Below are 16,838 nucleotides of genomic sequence, written 5' to 3' on the forward strand. Positions count from 1 at the left end.
TTAGTGTGAAAATTAAAAAGCAATTTTCACACTAAGATTGTACCTTCGAGCGTATTCAGAAATATCAAATCAAAGGTTTGATATTTACGAAAGGAGATAAGATGGAAGGATTACTTTTAAAAGACATTGTGAATTTAAAGAAAAGCGGAAAACAGATAGTGTTAGCTATTGCAGTACTGGGGGTATTTTCGTTATCTATGAAAAATGCACCTTATTTGATTGGGATGGCAGTGCTGATGACCTCCATGCTGGTAATGACCTCAATTGCCTATGATGAAGCAGCCAAATGGGATAAATATGCCTTGACAATGCCCCTGATCAAAAAAGATATTGTATTGGAAAAATACGTATTACTGGTGCTCCTCACAGTAGTGGGAGGAGTTGTTTCCGGAATATTTGGATGCATCATGAACGTAGTGCTTAAGTTTGGAACAATTAAAGAGACCCTGGCAGCCTGCGGTGCAATCATTATGGTAGCTTTATTATTGTTTAGTTTGGTGCTGCCGGTATTATTCCGGTTTGGTGTTGAGAAAGCCCGAATGATCATGTTTGTTATATTTGGTGTTCCGGCGTTCCTGCTAGTTGCTTTTGCAAAGCTGATGGAGAAATATAATATTCCAAAGCCAACGGATGTCCAGATGGAGCATGTATTATATGTATCACCGTTTATCGTGGCGCTTATTTTTGTTTTATCCTACAGGATATCGGTAGGAATTTATGAAAAGAAGGAATTGTAGTACCTGTCCTCTGGTATCCATCATTTGATTTCGCATTTGCTTGCCTCCGTCAGTATTTGGGAAGACTTATTCTGTATTTTATGTTACAATTAACAGGGTAAGTATCAGGAAGTGAAGACAATAGCAGCCATCTTAAACAGCGCAGGACTGCTTATCAGAAGCAAATAGGAGTTAATTATGAAATCATTAGTAATAGCTGAAAAACCCTCTGTGGGAAAGGATATCGCAAGGGTACTTAAATGCACAAAAAATCTGAACGGTGTAATAGAAGGAGAAAAATACATCGTTACCTGGGGACTGGGACATCTGGTTACCCTGGCTGACCCGGAAAATTATAATGACAGATATAAGGAATGGAAGATAGACGACCTGCCCATGCTGCCGGGAAAGTTTGAGCTGGTTGTAATGAAGCAGACCGGGAAGCAGTTTCAGGCAGTAAAAACGCAGATTCACCGGAAGGACGTGTCGGATATTATTATTGCCACAGATGCCGGACGGGAAGGGGAATTAGTGGCAAGATGGATACTGGAAAAGGCAGGCAGTAAAAAGCCCATTAAGAGATTATGGATATCCTCCGTTACGGATAAAGCCATCAGGGAAGGCTTTTCCCATTTAAAAGACGGCAGGGAATATGACAACCTCTTCAGGGCTGCCGAGGCAAGAGCAGAGTCGGACTGGATCGTCGGCATGAATGCCACAAGGGCCCTTACCTGCAAATACAATGCAAGCCTTTCCTGCGGCCGTGTTCAGACACCAACTCTGGCGATGATCGCAAAAAGAGAAGAGGATATCAGAAAATTTAAGCCAACACCCTATTTTGGGTTGATTGGCCAGGTAAATGGAATGACCCTTACCTGGAAGGATTCCAGATCAGGAGGGACTACGATCCCGGATAAAGGCAGAATAGAGGAGCTGGTAAAAAAGCTAAAGGGGAAGGAAGGCCTGGTAACAGAATTCAATACCGTTACCAAAAAGTCTTATTCTCCCGGCTTGTATGATTTAACGGAGCTTCAAAGGGATGCAAATGTCCGGTATGATTTCTCAGCGAAGGAAACCTTAAATATCATGCAGCGCTTATATGAAAATCATAAGGTATTGACATATCCCAGAACGGATTCCAGGTATTTGACAACGGATATAGTAGGCACCCTGAAAGAAAGACTGGAAGCCATCAGCATAGGACCTTTCAAAAAATCGGCCGCCCTGTTAGCGAGAAAACCAATCGTTACAAATTCCTCCTTTGTGGACAATCAAAAAGTAAGTGACCATCACGCAATTATACCGACGGAGCAGTATGTGAATCTTGATAACATGAGCTCGGATGAAAGAAAAATCTATGATATGGTGGTCAGGCGGTTCCTTGCAGTTCTGTATCCTCCTTATGAATATGAGGAAGCCACTGTAAAAGTACGGGCAGAAGGTGAAGAATTTACTGCTAAGGGCAGAATAACAAAATCCTTAGGCTATAAGGAGGTATATGAAAGCCTTTCAGAAACGGTTTCTTATGAGGACACAGAAAGCAAAAGCCTGCCAAGGCTCCAGAAAAACGATGTATTAAAGCCCATTGTCTTTGCAGTTACTGAGGGAAAAACAAAGCCCCCTGCTCTGTTTAACGAGGCAACCCTGCTGTCTGCCATGGAAAATCCCGTTCACTTTCTGGAACAAAAGGACAGGGAGATGGTCAAAACCCTGGGTGAGACCGGAGGACTTGGAACAGTGGCAACCCGTGCAGACATCATTGAGAAGCTGTTCAATACCTTTCTTATGGAGAAAAGGGGTAAGGACATTGTCATTACTTCCAAGGGAAAGCAGCTTTTGGAATTGGTGCCGGAGGATTTGAAGAAGCCGGAGCTTACGGCTTCCCTGGAAATGAAGCTTGCCAAAATAGCCGGAGGAAAGCTGAAAAAGCAGGAGCTGATGGATGAAATGACTGCCTATACCAAAGAAATCGTAACAGAAATCAAGAACGGTGACGGTAAATTCCGGCATGATAATCTGACCAATAAGAAGTGCCCTGTCTGCGGTAAAAATATGCTAGCTGTTAACGGTAAAAACAGCAGGATGCTGGTGTGCCAGGACCGGGAATGCGGACATCGTGAAACCATAGCCAGAACCAGTAATGCCAGATGCCCGGTATGCCATAAGAAGATGGAACTGACAGGACAGGGGGAAGGGCAGACCTTTACCTGCTCCTGCGGACACAAGGAGAAATTGTCAGCCTTCCAGGAAAGACGCCAGAAGGAAGGTGCCGGTGTCAGCAAAAAGGATGTTGCAAAGTATATGAACCAGGTAAAGAAGGAAGAGAAGGAACCGGTGAATACGGCATTTGCAGATGCATTTGCTAAGCTGAAGCTGGAAAAATGAGCAAAACATTAATTTCGTGATAAATATTGTTAAAGTTCTGGAAGGATTAGGGCAGGATTGTTTTCCGCTTGTCATTCCAGGCGAAAAAGCCGCAGGTGCATGAAGCCTGTGGCTTTTTTTTATACATTCAGGCAAGTTGATTATAATACGTAAATTGTTGTTAAAATTTTCATAATAACGCTTGTAGAATCACTGCTTTAATGCTATTAATAAGATAGAAGCATTTGTGAAAATATTAAAAAGGAGAGCTCGATGAAACTAAACTATAAGAGAACTTTCTTAATCAGTCTGGCATTTATGTCAATTTGCGCTTTTTGGCAGCTGTACGATACGATTATACCTTTGATGCTGCAGAATACCTTTAAGCTGGGAGAGACGGTGACCGGAACGGTAATGGCCCTGGACAATGTTCTAGCCATTTTCCTGCTTCCTGTATTTGGGGCCTATTCGGATAAGGTAAATACCAAATTAGGGAAAAGAACACCGTTTATCCTGTTTGGTACTATATCTGCGGTGGTATTAATGATGATACTCCCGGCAGCCGATATGCTGGGAAATATGGTACTCTTTGTGACAACTTTGCTTTTACTGCTGGTTGCCATGGGCTCCTACCGCTCTCCGGCAGTAGCCTTAATGCCTGATGTAACGCCAAAGCCGTTAAGGAGCAAGGCCAATGCGGTCATCAACCTGATGGGTGCGGCAGGCGGTGTATTTTCCCTTGTAATGATCAAGCTTTTAGTGAAACAGGTGGATAAACCGGATTATATATTTGTGTTCCTTGCAGTTGCGGCCTTAATGCTGATATCGGTTATGGTTTTAGTGAGCAGGGTGAAGGAAAATAAATTAGCGGTCAAGTCGGAGGAAGAGGAAGGCGAAGGCGAAGAGCAGAGCGGAAGGGATACCGGCAAATTACCCAAAGAGGTTCAAAGGAGCCTGATCTTTATACTGGTATCCATATTTTTGTGGTTTATGGCATATAATGCCGTAACGACTGCGTTTTCCAGATATGCCGTTAAGGTATGGGATTTAAAGGGCGGCAGCTTTGCCAACTGCCTGCTGGTCGCTACGATTGCTGCTATCATAAGCTACATACCGATAGGAATGCTCTCCGGGAAGTTCGGGCGTAAAAATACAATAATAGGAGGAATCCTGCTCTTAACTGCCTCCTATTTTACAGGAATGCTTTTCCAGGAGTTTTCAGTCATGATTTATCTTGTCTTTGCAGTAACGGGTATTGGATGGGCAGCCATCAATGTGAATTCCTACCCCATGGTGGTTGAGATGAGCAAGGGCTCGGAGGTTGGGAAATATACCGGCCTGTACTACACCTTTTCCATGTCGGCACAGATAATTACACCCATCGTGTCGGGATTTTTATTGGAGCATATTTCCTACTATACACTCTTTCCATATGCTGTTGTGTTCTCACTTTTATCTCTGTGTACCATGCTGCTGGTTAAGCATGGAGATGCCAGACCGGAGAAAAGGAGCAGCTTATTGGAGAATTTTGATTCTTAAGCAGCTGGTTCTTAATAAAAAATTAAGTGGACAGATTGGTCCCATTAGAGTACTCTAGTGTTAGAAAAGTACAATCCTGTACATAAACGGGAACAGGATTGGCAGTATCATTGATACTATTTCAATACATAGGAGGTTATTTTAAGTTGGAAAGTAATATAACAGATAAGAAAAGCACGATAAGCAAGCTTGCAGGCAGAATGTTCAGACTGTGTATATGCTTCATAATGATGATGGTGTATACCATACAGCCCTTGCCTGCAATTGCTGCGGAAAATACCCCGGGTAACGGCAGCCAGGCTGCTGATAGTACTGCCGGTACAGGGAATCAAAAAGGGGGAGAGCTGCATGGCTTTTACCCTTCCAATGGAGCTTTTTCCGATAAGATGCAGCAATACATAGATAATCTGGATTCCGTAAGTTTTGCCTGGAGCAGGATAGATGGAGGGGATTCCGGTAATCTCAATACCGTAAAGGGCAAGAATGGTAATTATGGTTTCTATTACCCCCAGGATTACCTCCAGCCCATAGAATATGCAAAGAGCAAAGGAAAGTCCATTCAGTTAAGTGTATATATGGATGGCAGTGATTCTATGAAGCTGCTGCCGGATGCCAATGAACAGTCAGCCATGGTCCAGGCTGTCATGAATGCCATGCAGGCGGATATAACCCAGGGAGAAGGCATATATTATGACGGTGTGGTGATTGACTTTGAAGGACTTCGCAACAAGGATGGGAACCAGATCAGTACTTACTTCAACCAGTTTTTAGCAAAGCTGAAGACACAATTGGATTCCATTGGGAAAAAGCTGTATGTAGCGGTAAATCCCAGCTTATATTATGACGGTTATGATTATTCTGCCATATTGGATGCTGCAGACAGGGTAATTATCATGGCACATGATTATGAGCCGTCGGAGAAATTGAAAAAGAGCCAGGTTGAGCAGTATACCGGCTACGATGCATTGGAACCCATTAATAGTCTGGCGCCGGTACCGAAGTTAAGGCAGGCATTAGAGGAGATGCGGCAAGGGGCCGCAGATGCTTCACAGCTTTCAAAAGTTTGGCTTCAGATTTCCTTCGATACTGCCCAGTGGCAGTTTGATGCGGCAAATGCACAAAGCTGGAAGACGCTTCCGGCAGGGACCTTAAGCCGCCAGGGGAGGGTATCCCCGCTATATAAAGCTGTAAAGGCACGGGTGGATAACACAGATGGTTATGGGCAGAATATCACCTATGGGTATAATAATGAGCTGCAAAGCCCCTATATTCAATATTATAATACCTCTGACAAGTCCTGGAATGTGATGATTTATGAAGACAGTACCAGTATCAGTGCAAAGATTGAATTAGCAAAGGCTTATGGCCTGGGAGGCATTTCCCTTTGGAGCCTTGCAAATCTTCCGGATTATAATGATTCCACAGGATTGAAGTTTCATTTGAACGGCTGGAATACGATTATCTCAGAAATGAGTTCCTATGATACCCAGCCGCCAGAAAGCAGTAAATATGTAAGCTTTTCAGATAAAGCCGTAGAAAAGGCAGTCAGAGAGAAGCTTGGAAAAGCCTCCGGTAAGCTGTCACTTTCAGAAATACAGAGCATATACCGCTTAAAGCTGCCCCAGGGAGTAAAAAGCCTAAAGGATATCAGCCGGTTGACTAATCTTGAATATCTGGATGCCGGACAATTGGGCATAAAGGACATAACAGCCCTGAAAAGCCTGACAAAGCTTCGGGTACTTTATCTGCAGCGTAATTCCATATCCGACATCAGTCCTCTTAAAAAACTGACCAAGTTGGAAGTGCTGTCCCTTAACGGCAACCAGATAGTATCCGTAAACCCACTGTCTTCTTTGAAAAACCTGCAGAAGCTCTATCTGCGTGAGAATAAAATCAAGAGTATCACAGCATTAAAGAAGCTGGTGAATTTAAAAGAGCTGTATTTGAAGGGGAATATCATCAGCAATTACAGCCCTGTAAAAGCAGTATATTCAAAAACTGGTTTTACCTGTGACTTTGTGATTAAGTAATAGTTTTAAAAAGAGCAATAAGGCAGCATAAATACAAAAATCTTTATCAATAAATAATTAATAAATATAAAAAAGAGGCATCTGCTATATGAACCGCCCCCTGCCAGGTAAACAGTTAAATAATAATTGTTTACCGCAGGGAGTAGCATATCCATATAGCAGGTGCCTCTATACTGTTACAGCACAGAAAACTAACCAGGGCAGGGATCAGGCCTCCCAGATCAGGGTTAAGTATTTCTTCAATGCTTTATTCCAGGACAGGTATTGTTTTTGTTTGCGGTGATCTGTTAAATCAGTGTGGGTGGATAAATATAAGCCCATATAGTCTGTTACCTTTTTAGCTCCGTAATAATTCAGATGATTTCCTCTGTCACGGGTATCTCTTGACCAGTCTATACCTAATTTGGCGGTATGTAGATTCAAGTCAATATAGGGCAGAGCATTCTTTTTGGCGAAGGCTGCTGCGGCATTGTGCTTTTCATAGGTCCAGCATAAAGGCGTGGGAGCACTGTATAAAATCAACTGAATGTCATTTTCCTTGCATAAATCAACGATTTTGTTTAAATACAGCAAAGGCTGGTCACCTATCTTCTGGCGCACTCTTGTCTTGCGAACATAGGGACCCTTTGTGTAAGGCTTTGTGGTGATATTATACTGGTAACCCTTATAGGCTTTTGGAAGGGCAGGAAGTTTTCTGTTCATGGTCGTTAACATATCAATATTAAAATATTTCCAGCTGTTATGATATTTGTATATTGGAAATAAATTTTTAGCAGTTTCATCAACAGCACCCTGAAGGGCATTTGTATATTTAAAATTCCGGTAGAAGGAATTGGTTTCCAGTAAGATTACCTTTGGTGACTGCTTTTGCAGCAGCTGACCCAGCATATAGTAGGTATCCTGGAGGCGCTGTCCCGGTACACCGCAGTTGTAGCCGGCATAGCCGTGGGTTCTCCAGATTTCCATGGGGGAAATACTGGTGCTGCACTCACTGTCACCGATTGTTACATAATCAATTGTGTGGGGCGGTGCACTTAAGATTCCTTTCATCTTCTTATAGGGTCCCTCACCCGTACTGTTATAGGGGAGGAAGAAATAGGACAGACCGTACAATAAAAGAAACATCCCGGTTATAAATAAAATAGGTTTTATTATTTTAGCTCTCATAAGTTTTACCTCTTAAAATCCTGCATATATTAATTTAGCCGGTATATACCCGCTGCCATAGGCTCCGAAAATGATTACCAGCAGGATAGCCGCATACAGGAAGCCCCAGCGTGCCACAATGTTCCAGCCGGCGATTTTTTCACGAATGGAAATTCCACGTTCATGTAAGATTCCAACGATTAATACCAGTACAAAGCCGGCAAATACTACTGCAAAATCTTTTAGGGACAGCCCCAGATTTAACAGGGTGCCATTTGCTGCATCAGCGATACGAAAGCCGGTGAAAATAGAACCGAACATTTTCATGCCGCTGGCCAGGTCATTTGCCCTGAAAAATAATTCTCCGATAAAGATAATGGGCAGCGTCTTGACTGTCTGGAATACATGGTAGTAAGCACTGTTCCGGTTTATCCTTAAGAAATCCGTAAGCTTTTGTATCAGCGGCTCAAAAAGATTGCCCAGCATAATCAGCGTGAAATAGTATAAGCCAAAGAAAATATAATTCCAGCCCGTTCCGTGCCACAGGCCGTTACAGAGCCATACGCCAAACAAGGCAATGGAGGAGGGAATAATCTGTCCCATGTGTTTCCCGAATTTCGCCCTTGAACTTTTGCCCAGGTTCTTAACAAACTTGGTTAAGGATATGGGGTAAAAGATATAATCCTTTAACCAGGCACCAAGGGTAATATGCCAGCGCCTCCAGAATTCAGAAGCACTCTTGGAGAAAAAGGGCTGTTTAAAGTTTTCAGGAATGGTCACGCCGAACATTTCAGCAGTACCGATTGTCATATCAATACAGCCGGAAAAATCAGCATACAACTGAAAGGTGTAGAGAATAGCAGCTGCGATAACAGTAACTCCGCCGTAATGGTTCGGCTTGTCAAAGACTGTTACCACCAGCATATTCAAACGGTCTGCAATAATGAGCTTCTTGAACAATCCCCAGAGTATCCGCTGTGTACCAAAGGTTATGTTCTTATATTCCAGGGGCTTGCCTGCATCCAGGGCCTCGGCTGTCTGAGAGTAGCGGCAGATAGGTCCTTCCATAAGGCCAGGGAAAAAGGCCATGTATAAGGCTAATCTTCCCAGATTGTCATCTGCCTCTATTTTTTGGTAATATACATCCACCAGGTAGGAAATTGCCTGCAGGGTATAAAAGGATATACCGATGGGTAAGGCAAATTTAAATTCCGGCAGAAGTACCGGGGAGGATAACAGCTTTAACAGCTCATTAATATTCCCCCCAAAGAAATCGGCATATTTTAATACCAATAGCATCCCAAGCTGCATTCCGATTCCAAACCACAGTATTCCGCGGTTTTTCCTGGCGTAGACAGCTTTCAGAGCCTTTTTATCGTCCGCAGCCTGCTCTTTTACCAGATAGTCTTTTCTGCTATAGGAAAGCCAAAGTCCTATATAATGAATGGAAAGCGTGGAAAGAAGCAAATACACCAGAAGCTTCCCGCTTATGGAACAGAAAAAAATGTAGCTGGCAATTAAAAGTACCTTCGGGCGGTGCCGTGCCGGTACAAGCTGGTAAAACAGCAGGACAGCCGGTAAAAATACTAAAAGGTATAAAAGTGAATTGTAAGTCATAGTATTATTCCTCTTGCAGCCTTGTTATCATGCTCCACATAGCTTTTGCTGAATTAAAATTGACCGGCACCAAATCAACAGGGGTGATTTCGATTCCAAAGGCATCCTCCAGTTCCGGAATAAGGGAAAGAATCGAAAAGGAATCCAGCAGACCGCCGTCAATCAGGCGGGTTTCTGTTTCATAATCAATATTTGCGTTAATGTCCTCTAAAATAGCTAATAATTTTTCCATGTTTTTAATCTCCTTTTATGTTCTTTTATAATAGTAATTGATAATTTTGGTTTTGTAAAATATTTCTTTACAATCTATATAAGCTTTCATGAAAGCTCAAAATAATTTAAGATATCCGTAGGATAATTCTTTCTTGCCAGGCGGATTTTATCTTTCTCCGAATATAAAAGCACCTGGGGCAGCTCACGGCTGAGAAAGAGCGAAATACCTTCTGTTACGGAATAAGCGCCGACCTTGTGAAAGATTAATTTATCTCCCTGACGAAGGCCTGTAAAGGGATACTGCTTTACAAGGACGTCGTTCACGGTACATAATGAGCCGCATACGGTCCATTCCTTTGTTTCCCCGTCCTGCTTATTCCAGAGGTGGATGGGGGGCTTTTTCATTGCCAGCATTTGCCCATAGTAGTTTATGTGATGCATACCTCCGTCCACAATGCAGTAGGACAGGCCTTTATTTATCTTTGTATCCACAACGCTTGTTACGTAAGTTCCGCAGGGAGCAGCTATGAATCTTCCCATTTCCAGGGCCACCTTACCGCCGAATTTCAGATCTTTTATCAGCAGGGACAGGGAGCTTAGCATTTCCTCCTCCTCGTCCTTTTCCTCTTCAAAATAGCAAATGGGAAGGCCTGGCCCATACTCTAATTTTTCTACCTGAAAGCCATATTGCTCTTTTAAATCCAGGCAAAGCCCGTCAAGCATACTCAGCTCCTTTTCCAGTTTTTTTGGAGCCTTTTTCTGTGTTCCGGAAAAGAACTGAATTCCCTCAATGCTTATAAAGGGATAGGGGGCTTTTTCAATGATTTGCCGAAGCAGGCTTTCATCCATGCCAAACTGGTTACCCGAGGTCAGACGCAGCAGAACCCGGACCGGCAATTGATGCTTTCTCGTATATTCCTCAATGATTTCCCAATGGGAAAGGGATTCAATGGTATAAATGATCTGATTCCCATATTTGCTCAGAACGTATTCGATATCCTCAGGCTTTTTATAAACACCGGACAGGACGATTTTATCCATACTGACGCCCGAGCGCTCACATATATGGAATTCACCGGGGGAGCAGACTTCAAAGCTCTCAATAATGTCCTCCATTTCTTTTATAAGAAAGGGATTGGCTTTCATGGCATAGCATAATTCCACCTCTGTTCCAAGGGAAGCTCTGATTTTTTGGATTTGAACAGCCAATCTGTCCGTATCAAAGAGATAGAAGGGAGTTTTAAATTGGCTGATTGCCTGGCTGAATTTATCTTCGTTCATGGTTATTACCTCCGTATACCTCCAATAATTTTTTCCTGTCGATTTTTCCGTTTGCGGTAATTGGCAGCTCTGTTAAGGAGTAAAAGGCTGTTGGAATCATATAGGCAGGCAGGGACTCCTGCATCCTGCTCTGTAGCTGCTTTCCTTCCATAGCTCCCACATAGCAGGCTATGATCCGGTTCTTTACCGTATCAAACAGGCAGCAGGCTCTTTCCAGGCCCGGATAGCTGTTTATGATCAGCTCGATTTCTTCCAATTCGATGCGGTGCCCCATATGTTTAATCTGGAAGTCCTTTCTGCCTGCAAAGCAAAGGTCACCGTCCCTGTTGTAAAAGGCAAGGTCACCCGTTCTGTAAATTGGCTCCAGATAACGGGAATTCAGCGGGTTCTGCACAAAAGCCTTCCCGGTCTGTTCGGGATTGTTATAGTAGCCTAAGGCCAAGGCCGTACCGGAAACGCACAGCTCACCGGTGGTTCCTTCCTCAGTGATTTGATGGTTTTCCTCGTCCAGCAGGAAGACCTTTTCATTTGGAAATGCCTTTCCGATCGGCAATGCCTCATCGGGCTCAAAGTCTCTGTTAATGGGGTAATAAGTACAGTTGCAGGTGATTTCCGTAGGGCCGTACAGATTCACATAAGCGGCATCCGGCAGGTACCTTTTCCAAATATTCAGATGCTTGATGGGCATTGCTTCACCGCTGAATAAAATCTTGTTTACGGCTTGGGGAACCTTATAGGTCAAGCCCTTTAACTGTGTAATCATACATAAGGCCGATACCGCCCATATCAGGGTCGTTACATTATGCTCGCAGAGGTAGTCAAGGAGCTGCATGGGGATAGAAAAAAACTTTTTGGGTATAATAACCATGGTCGCTCCGGTCTTAAGGGTGGAATAAATATCCTTAACGGATACATCAAAATCAAAAGGTGCCTGATTGCCGATGATATCCGCCTCTGTAATGTGGAACAGGGAAGGAAAATACTCCATAAAATCAATGACAGAACGGTGGCTTACTAAAACGCCCTTTGGTATACCGGTGGAACCGGAAGTAAAGTTACAGTATAATGGGTCGATATCCTGGGACAAAGCTCTGATAAGCTGTAATTTTTCTTCGGTGATTTCGTGATTTATAATATCGTTATAAGGAAGCAGTTTTCCGGTAAATTCAATATCCCGAAGCGTATTGGCAGTTTCACCGGGAGTGATGATATAATTTGCTTTTGCAACACCCAGAATCTGTTGTATCCGTAAAGGCGGCTGCTCCGGATTGAGCAGGATGTAAAAGCATCCCGCATATACAATTCCTAAAAAGGCGGTTAAGGCTTCTATGCTTTTATCCATAAATACAATCACAGGCCTTCCGGGAGTTTCAATGGCTGCCAGTGAACTGCCAATGCGTTTCGCATTCTGTAATAGTTCCTTATAGGAGCATTTATTTGCCATATCCTCTACTGCTGTTTTATCCGGATATTTTTCGGCGGAATGTTCAAGATATTCCAAAACATTTCTCATGGAATTTACTCCTCTCTAATAGGTTTAATCGGAAAAACGGTGCGGACTTCAAAATGGGAAAAATCCTTTTGGATGATAAAGGTTCCGTTCATTTGTTCCACTATTTTCTGACAGGTCTTTAATCCAATGTTGGTGCTGTCCTGAATTGTACTGTCCTTCCTGATGTCATTGGAAATGCTGATAATTAAGTCACTGCCTTCGATATAGCCGATTACAGTCACCTGACCCTCAGGGCTGGCATATTTTCTGACATTGGAGAACAAATTATCAAACAGGCGCTTTAAATACTGGATGTCAGCCGTTATAATACAGGACTGTTCTACAAATTCTGTTTTCACCTGAAATCCAAGATTGCTTAGATCAAAGACATGCTCGCTAAGTAATTGCTGAAAAAGGATTCTGACATCAAAGGTATCCATCTGCATCAAAATCTTTTCTTTTCCAAACACAAGAAAATACTGAAACAGCTTATCGGATAGGTCCTTTAATTGAATGGATTTCGTTTTGCAGCTTTTTATATATTTATCCAATTGCTCTTCGGAATGGTAATTCTTTGCATCCAGAATTTCCAGGTATCCGATTAAGGATGTCAATGGTGTGCGGATATCATGGGACATGGAGGTGATTAATTCACTGTTGGCTTCCCAGGCTTCTTTTTCGCTTTTATGTCTTGCAATAATTGAATTGCGCATATTGTCCGCATTTACCGCAAGCAAAGTAATTTCATCATTTCCCCTGTGAATAATCGGCTGTTCTGTATTGCCCTTTTCGATAAGGGACACTTCCTTTGACAGCAGCATGATACGGGCTATAATACGGTGGTTATAGAGTATTAATATCAAAAACAGAAAAAAGAAAAAAACGCCCAATGAAACAAAAGTTACAATGTTATACCATTCTAATTCCGAGGAGTCCAGGATGGATGAGGTATAGGTGCCGTCACTGAAAGCTATCCGGCTTACAGAACGGTCAAGGCTGGACTCTATGTCCGCTCTGCCCCCTGCCTCTTCGAAAGGGCCGGCGGCATTGCCTTGGTCGGTGGTTCCGGTAATTTCATAGGCAGTATATTTATCGTCCCAATATCCGGATTCATAAACAATTTCATCCGCATCATAAATAACCAGATATACGTATTTATGAGCCTTTACCCATTTTGAAATAGCCCGGACATTCTTGATGGATACATGATTTTTCCTGATGTAGCTTTCAAGGGACTTCTGGTAGCTTACCAACCGTTTTGTTTCGGCTTTTTCGTTAAGATATTTTTTCTCAATCAGGAAATCTCCGGAGGACTGTACTAAAAAGTACATACCAAGGCTGACCAGCGTTCCTAACAGCAATATGAATATCTGTTTATACCGTAAAGAAAATAACCTCTTATGCTTCATCAATTTGATAACCCTTTCCCCAGATGGTGCGTATAATCGAAGGGTTGTTAAAATCCAATTCTAATTTTTTGCGGAGATTTAATATGTGTACCATAATCGTATTGGTAGAGGCAGGAAAAAATTTTTCGTTCCAGACACCTTCATAGATTGCCTGGGCGTCCTTGGCCTTTCCCTTATTTCGTTCAAGGTACATCAATACCTGAAATTCCGTATCAGTAAGGTCGATCTTTTGATTTTCACGGTAAACGGTACGGTTTGGGGTATCAATTAAAATATCCTGCAGATGTATCTGGGAACTATTGCTGCCGGATTCGGCTTTTCCCTTATAAACCATATATCTTCTCAGCAGGGATTGTATTTTCATTAGTAATTCCGCTTGTGAAAAAGGCTTGACCAGGTAATCGTCGCCGCCGTTCTCATAGGCTATTGCCTTATCACTTTCTTTTGACTTGGCAGTTAAAAATAATACGGGAGCGGAGGATAGCTTACGGATTTCTTCACAGGCATCAATGCCGGAAAGCTCAGGCATCATCACATCTAAAATAATTAAGTCAATATCGGGATTGAGGGAGACAGCTTCAACAGCTTCTTTGCCGTTCACAGCCTCTGAAACAAAGTAGCCTTTATTTTCCAGTTGAATACGAAGAACCTCTCTGATATCGGTGTCATCATCAACTACTAAAATCTGCTGCACTGTACTCAAGAAACATCAACCTCCTTTTATTGTAATTTTTCAAATATGAATGATTATAACATTTGTAGCGGGAATAACAACTTAGATTACGGGGAATTAAGAAATATTAAGGAATATGAAAAGATTTTAATAGAAATTTGTAATAGATAACCCTGAGAAAAAGCCCTTTGACCTCCCTTTGCCACCATATGCTGGTAATATAGGAGTTCTTTGCCGTGACGGAGCTGACCCAGGGGTTATTGCAGTTATCATTGCGAAATTGTAAAAAATAAGAAAATGTTCTATGTTTATTTACTGCTAAATATGCTAAAATAATAGCAGCGATATGGGCGCGTAAATCAAAGAAGTAAAGGTATTGGGCAATACAAAATAAGGGAGGCTGTCATGAACAATATGAATAATGCCGGCAGTGTGGCAAAGCAATATGAAAAAACGGATAATCTGGACATCCGGATAGCAATACATAGTAAATACAGTACAAATAAGCAGGGGTTTGGTAACTGGATTTATGAACAGTATGAATTGGGAAATGGCTGCCGCATATTGGAGCTTGGCTGTGGCAGCGGTGACATGTGGAAGGAGAAGATTGGGCTTATCGGTAAGGACAGCTCCCTTATTTTATCGGATTTTTCAGAAGGAATGGTAGAAGAGGTCAGGAGGAAATACCAAAACTATTCCAATGTAAGCTTTGAAAGGATTAATATAGAAGAGATACCTTATGAGGATGCTTCCTTTGATATTGTTATTGCCAATATGATGCTATACCATGTACCGGACTTAAGGAAAGCGTTATTAGAGGTGGCAAGGGTATTAAAAACAGAGGGGAAATTCTATTCGGCGACCTACGGGGAAAACGGCATTCATACATATATTCAATCGGTTTTGCAGGAGAATAATTTAAAAGGGGATGTGAATATCTTTACACTGCAGAACGGAGGAGCTCTTCTTGGCAGGTATTTTAATCGTGTGGTGAGAAGGAATTACATTGACAGTCTGGAGATTACAGATACCAATGATTTAATCCGTTATATTTATTCCATGGGGTCTATCCTTGATATCAAAGAAAAAAACAGGGATAGACTGTACGAGGTATTTGAGAATAAAAAAGATGAAAATGGTATCATTAAAATCCCGAAGGAATACGGACTCTTTATTTCCAGCGGTACTTCAGACAGGTAGAAACAGTAATTTTAAAATATATGATTAAGGCAGGCACCGGTGTAATAAAATATGGATGGAAGGGTATTGATGTTGGTCTATAAACACATCATATAGGAAAAGTATGCGAATAGAAGAGCAGAAATATTTTGAGAAGGGTTTGGAGTATGTCATCCGGTCGGCAGCGGAAGAAGATGCGAAGGAGCTTTCCAGGCTGCGGCTGCAGATTGATGTGGAAACAGAGAATTTAGACAGAGAAAGCGGAGAAGCCTATTTGGATGAAGCTGCATTTCGCCGGTTAATTAAAGCAGACACGGAAAACAGCAGAAATTTATTTCTTGTTGCGGCAGCTGATGGGATGCTGGTGGGTTTTTCCAGGTGCGAAGGCAGCGAGCTAAAAAGACTTTCTCACAAGGTAGAATTCGGTGTATGTGTGCTTAAGGATTACTGGGGACACCAAATTGGGAAAAAATTCCTGGAGCGTTCCATATTCTGGGCAGATAACAATGAAATTAAGAAAATGGCACTGAGTGTCTTAGAGACAAATGAAACGGCGATACGCTTATATAAAAAGCTGGGATTTCGGACGGAAGGGGTATTACGAAAAGACAAGTTGCTTTCTGACGGAAAATTCTATGATACAATTGTTATGGGGAGAATAAAACCTTAAATGAAATCTAGATTCCTTATATTTTAAATTATGGTCACGACAAACGTATAAAGGAAGTTTATGGAAGCGGACGATGACCAAGGGGGTTGTTTTGACCTTTTGTTATGCGAGAACCCATATTCCACTAAAGCGGCAGAAAACGTAACTGGCAGGCAAATCAGTGCCAAACTCGCTGTAACAAATAGGGCTGTGTTAGTTATCAAGCTCAAACAGTGGCACTGCTTCACCTAGTCACGTTTCCTGCCGCTTAAGTGTCATAAGGGACCTCTTGAGACAAAATGCCAAAACAACCCCCTTGGTCATCTGTGTATATCCATTATTTGGTTCTATACATTTGCTGTGCCCAAAACCCTATAAGACCAATCAAAACAACAGCTGTGTCCAAGGGTTTATTGCCAACCCCCAGATGATTTTGGCTTACCTTTTGTAATTTTCTATTGAGGAGTTCCCTAATGACACTTAAATGGCGGCAGCTGTTCCTAGGTAAAATTATACCACTGTCTGAGCTC

General features: G+C 42.3%; 14 protein-coding genes. 6 read left to right on the top strand and 8 right to left on the bottom strand.

All coding sequences use genetic code 11. The annotated features are described in order from the left end of the window. Positions 1-101: 101 nt before the first annotated feature. The 4 genes from BUB77_RS28535 to BUB77_RS28550 all read left to right on the top strand — a co-directional run bounded on the left by BUB77_RS28535 (position 102) and on the right by BUB77_RS28550 (position 6,649). Positions 102-737 carry an ABC-2 transporter permease gene (locus tag BUB77_RS28535; protein WP_073280565.1) on the top strand — a complete coding sequence of 212 codons (636 nt, stop codon included), beginning with the start codon at positions 102-104 and terminating at the stop codon, positions 735-737. Positions 738-914: 177 nt separating this feature from the next. Beyond that, positions 915-3,101 (top strand): DNA topoisomerase III, encoded by a 2,187-nt coding sequence (locus BUB77_RS28540; RefSeq protein ID WP_073280566.1) that lies wholly within the window; start codon positions 915-917, stop codon positions 3,099-3,101. A 252-nt stretch (positions 3,102-3,353) separates the two neighbouring features. Next, complete coding sequence (locus BUB77_RS28545; RefSeq protein WP_073280567.1) at positions 3,354-4,619, top strand: MFS transporter; 1,266 nt, start codon at positions 3,354-3,356, stop codon at positions 4,617-4,619. Positions 4,620-4,765: 146 nt separating this feature from the next. Further along, on the top strand, positions 4,766-6,649 hold the full coding sequence (locus BUB77_RS28550; RefSeq protein WP_073280568.1) for a leucine-rich repeat domain-containing protein: 1,884 nt from the start codon (positions 4,766-4,768) through the stop codon (positions 6,647-6,649). Positions 6,650-6,856: 207 nt separating this feature from the next. Here the strand turns inward: BUB77_RS28550 and BUB77_RS28555 are convergent, their stop codons facing one another. The 7 genes from BUB77_RS28555 to BUB77_RS28585 all read right to left on the bottom strand — a co-directional run bounded on the left by BUB77_RS28555 (position 6,857) and on the right by BUB77_RS28585 (position 14,501). Continuing rightward, positions 6,857-7,816 carry a hypothetical protein gene (locus tag BUB77_RS28555; protein WP_073280569.1) on the bottom strand — a complete coding sequence of 320 codons (960 nt, stop codon included), beginning with the start codon at positions 7,814-7,816 and terminating at the stop codon, positions 6,857-6,859. Between the two features lie 12 nt (positions 7,817-7,828). After that, positions 7,829-9,412 carry an MBOAT family O-acyltransferase gene (locus tag BUB77_RS28560; RefSeq protein WP_073280570.1) on the bottom strand — a complete coding sequence of 528 codons (1,584 nt, stop codon included), beginning with the start codon at positions 9,410-9,412 and terminating at the stop codon, positions 7,829-7,831. 4 nt (positions 9,413-9,416) lie between these two features. After that, positions 9,417-9,644 (bottom strand): acyl carrier protein, encoded by a 228-nt coding sequence (locus tag BUB77_RS28565; protein WP_073280571.1) that lies wholly within the window; start codon positions 9,642-9,644, stop codon positions 9,417-9,419. Between the two features lie 86 nt (positions 9,645-9,730). Next, on the bottom strand, positions 9,731-10,906 hold the full coding sequence (locus BUB77_RS28570) for a diaminopimelate decarboxylase family protein (RefSeq protein ID WP_073280572.1): 1,176 nt from the start codon (positions 10,904-10,906) through the stop codon (positions 9,731-9,733). Further along, positions 10,893-12,419, bottom strand: a complete 1,527-nt coding sequence (locus BUB77_RS28575) for an amino acid adenylation domain-containing protein (protein ID WP_073280573.1) — start codon at positions 12,417-12,419, stop codon at positions 10,893-10,895. The genes BUB77_RS28570 and BUB77_RS28575 overlap by 14 nt, the downstream gene beginning before the upstream one ends. A gap of 5 nt (positions 12,420-12,424) precedes the next feature. Then, on the bottom strand, positions 12,425-13,807 hold the full coding sequence (locus tag BUB77_RS28580) for a HAMP domain-containing sensor histidine kinase (RefSeq protein ID WP_073280574.1): 1,383 nt from the start codon (positions 13,805-13,807) through the stop codon (positions 12,425-12,427). Further along, positions 13,797-14,501, bottom strand: coding sequence for a response regulator transcription factor (locus BUB77_RS28585; protein ID WP_073280576.1), 705 nt, complete (start codon positions 14,499-14,501; stop codon positions 13,797-13,799). The genes BUB77_RS28580 and BUB77_RS28585 overlap by 11 nt, the downstream gene beginning before the upstream one ends. 384 nt (positions 14,502-14,885) lie before the next feature. On the opposite strand from BUB77_RS28585, the gene BUB77_RS28590 reads away from it, so the two are divergent. Both BUB77_RS28590 and BUB77_RS28595 read left to right on the top strand, forming a co-directional pair. Then, the gene (locus BUB77_RS28590) at positions 14,886-15,680 is read left to right on the top strand and encodes a class I SAM-dependent methyltransferase (RefSeq protein ID WP_084124843.1); all 795 of its coding nucleotides are present in this window, start codon (positions 14,886-14,888) and stop codon (positions 15,678-15,680) included. 103 nt (positions 15,681-15,783) lie between these two features. Continuing rightward, positions 15,784-16,329, top strand: a complete 546-nt coding sequence (locus BUB77_RS28595) for a GNAT family N-acetyltransferase (RefSeq protein WP_073280575.1) — start codon at positions 15,784-15,786, stop codon at positions 16,327-16,329. 316 nt (positions 16,330-16,645) lie between these two features. Here BUB77_RS28595 and BUB77_RS30325 read toward each other — a convergent pair. After that, positions 16,646-16,838, bottom strand: a 193-nt coding sequence (locus tag BUB77_RS30325) for a hypothetical protein (RefSeq protein WP_207650875.1), incomplete at its 5' end; no start/stop codon positions are given.

This window comes from Anaerocolumna jejuensis DSM 15929 (genome assembly GCF_900142215.1).
Taxonomy (GTDB): domain Bacteria; phylum Bacillota; class Clostridia; order Lachnospirales; family Lachnospiraceae; genus Anaerocolumna; species Anaerocolumna jejuensis.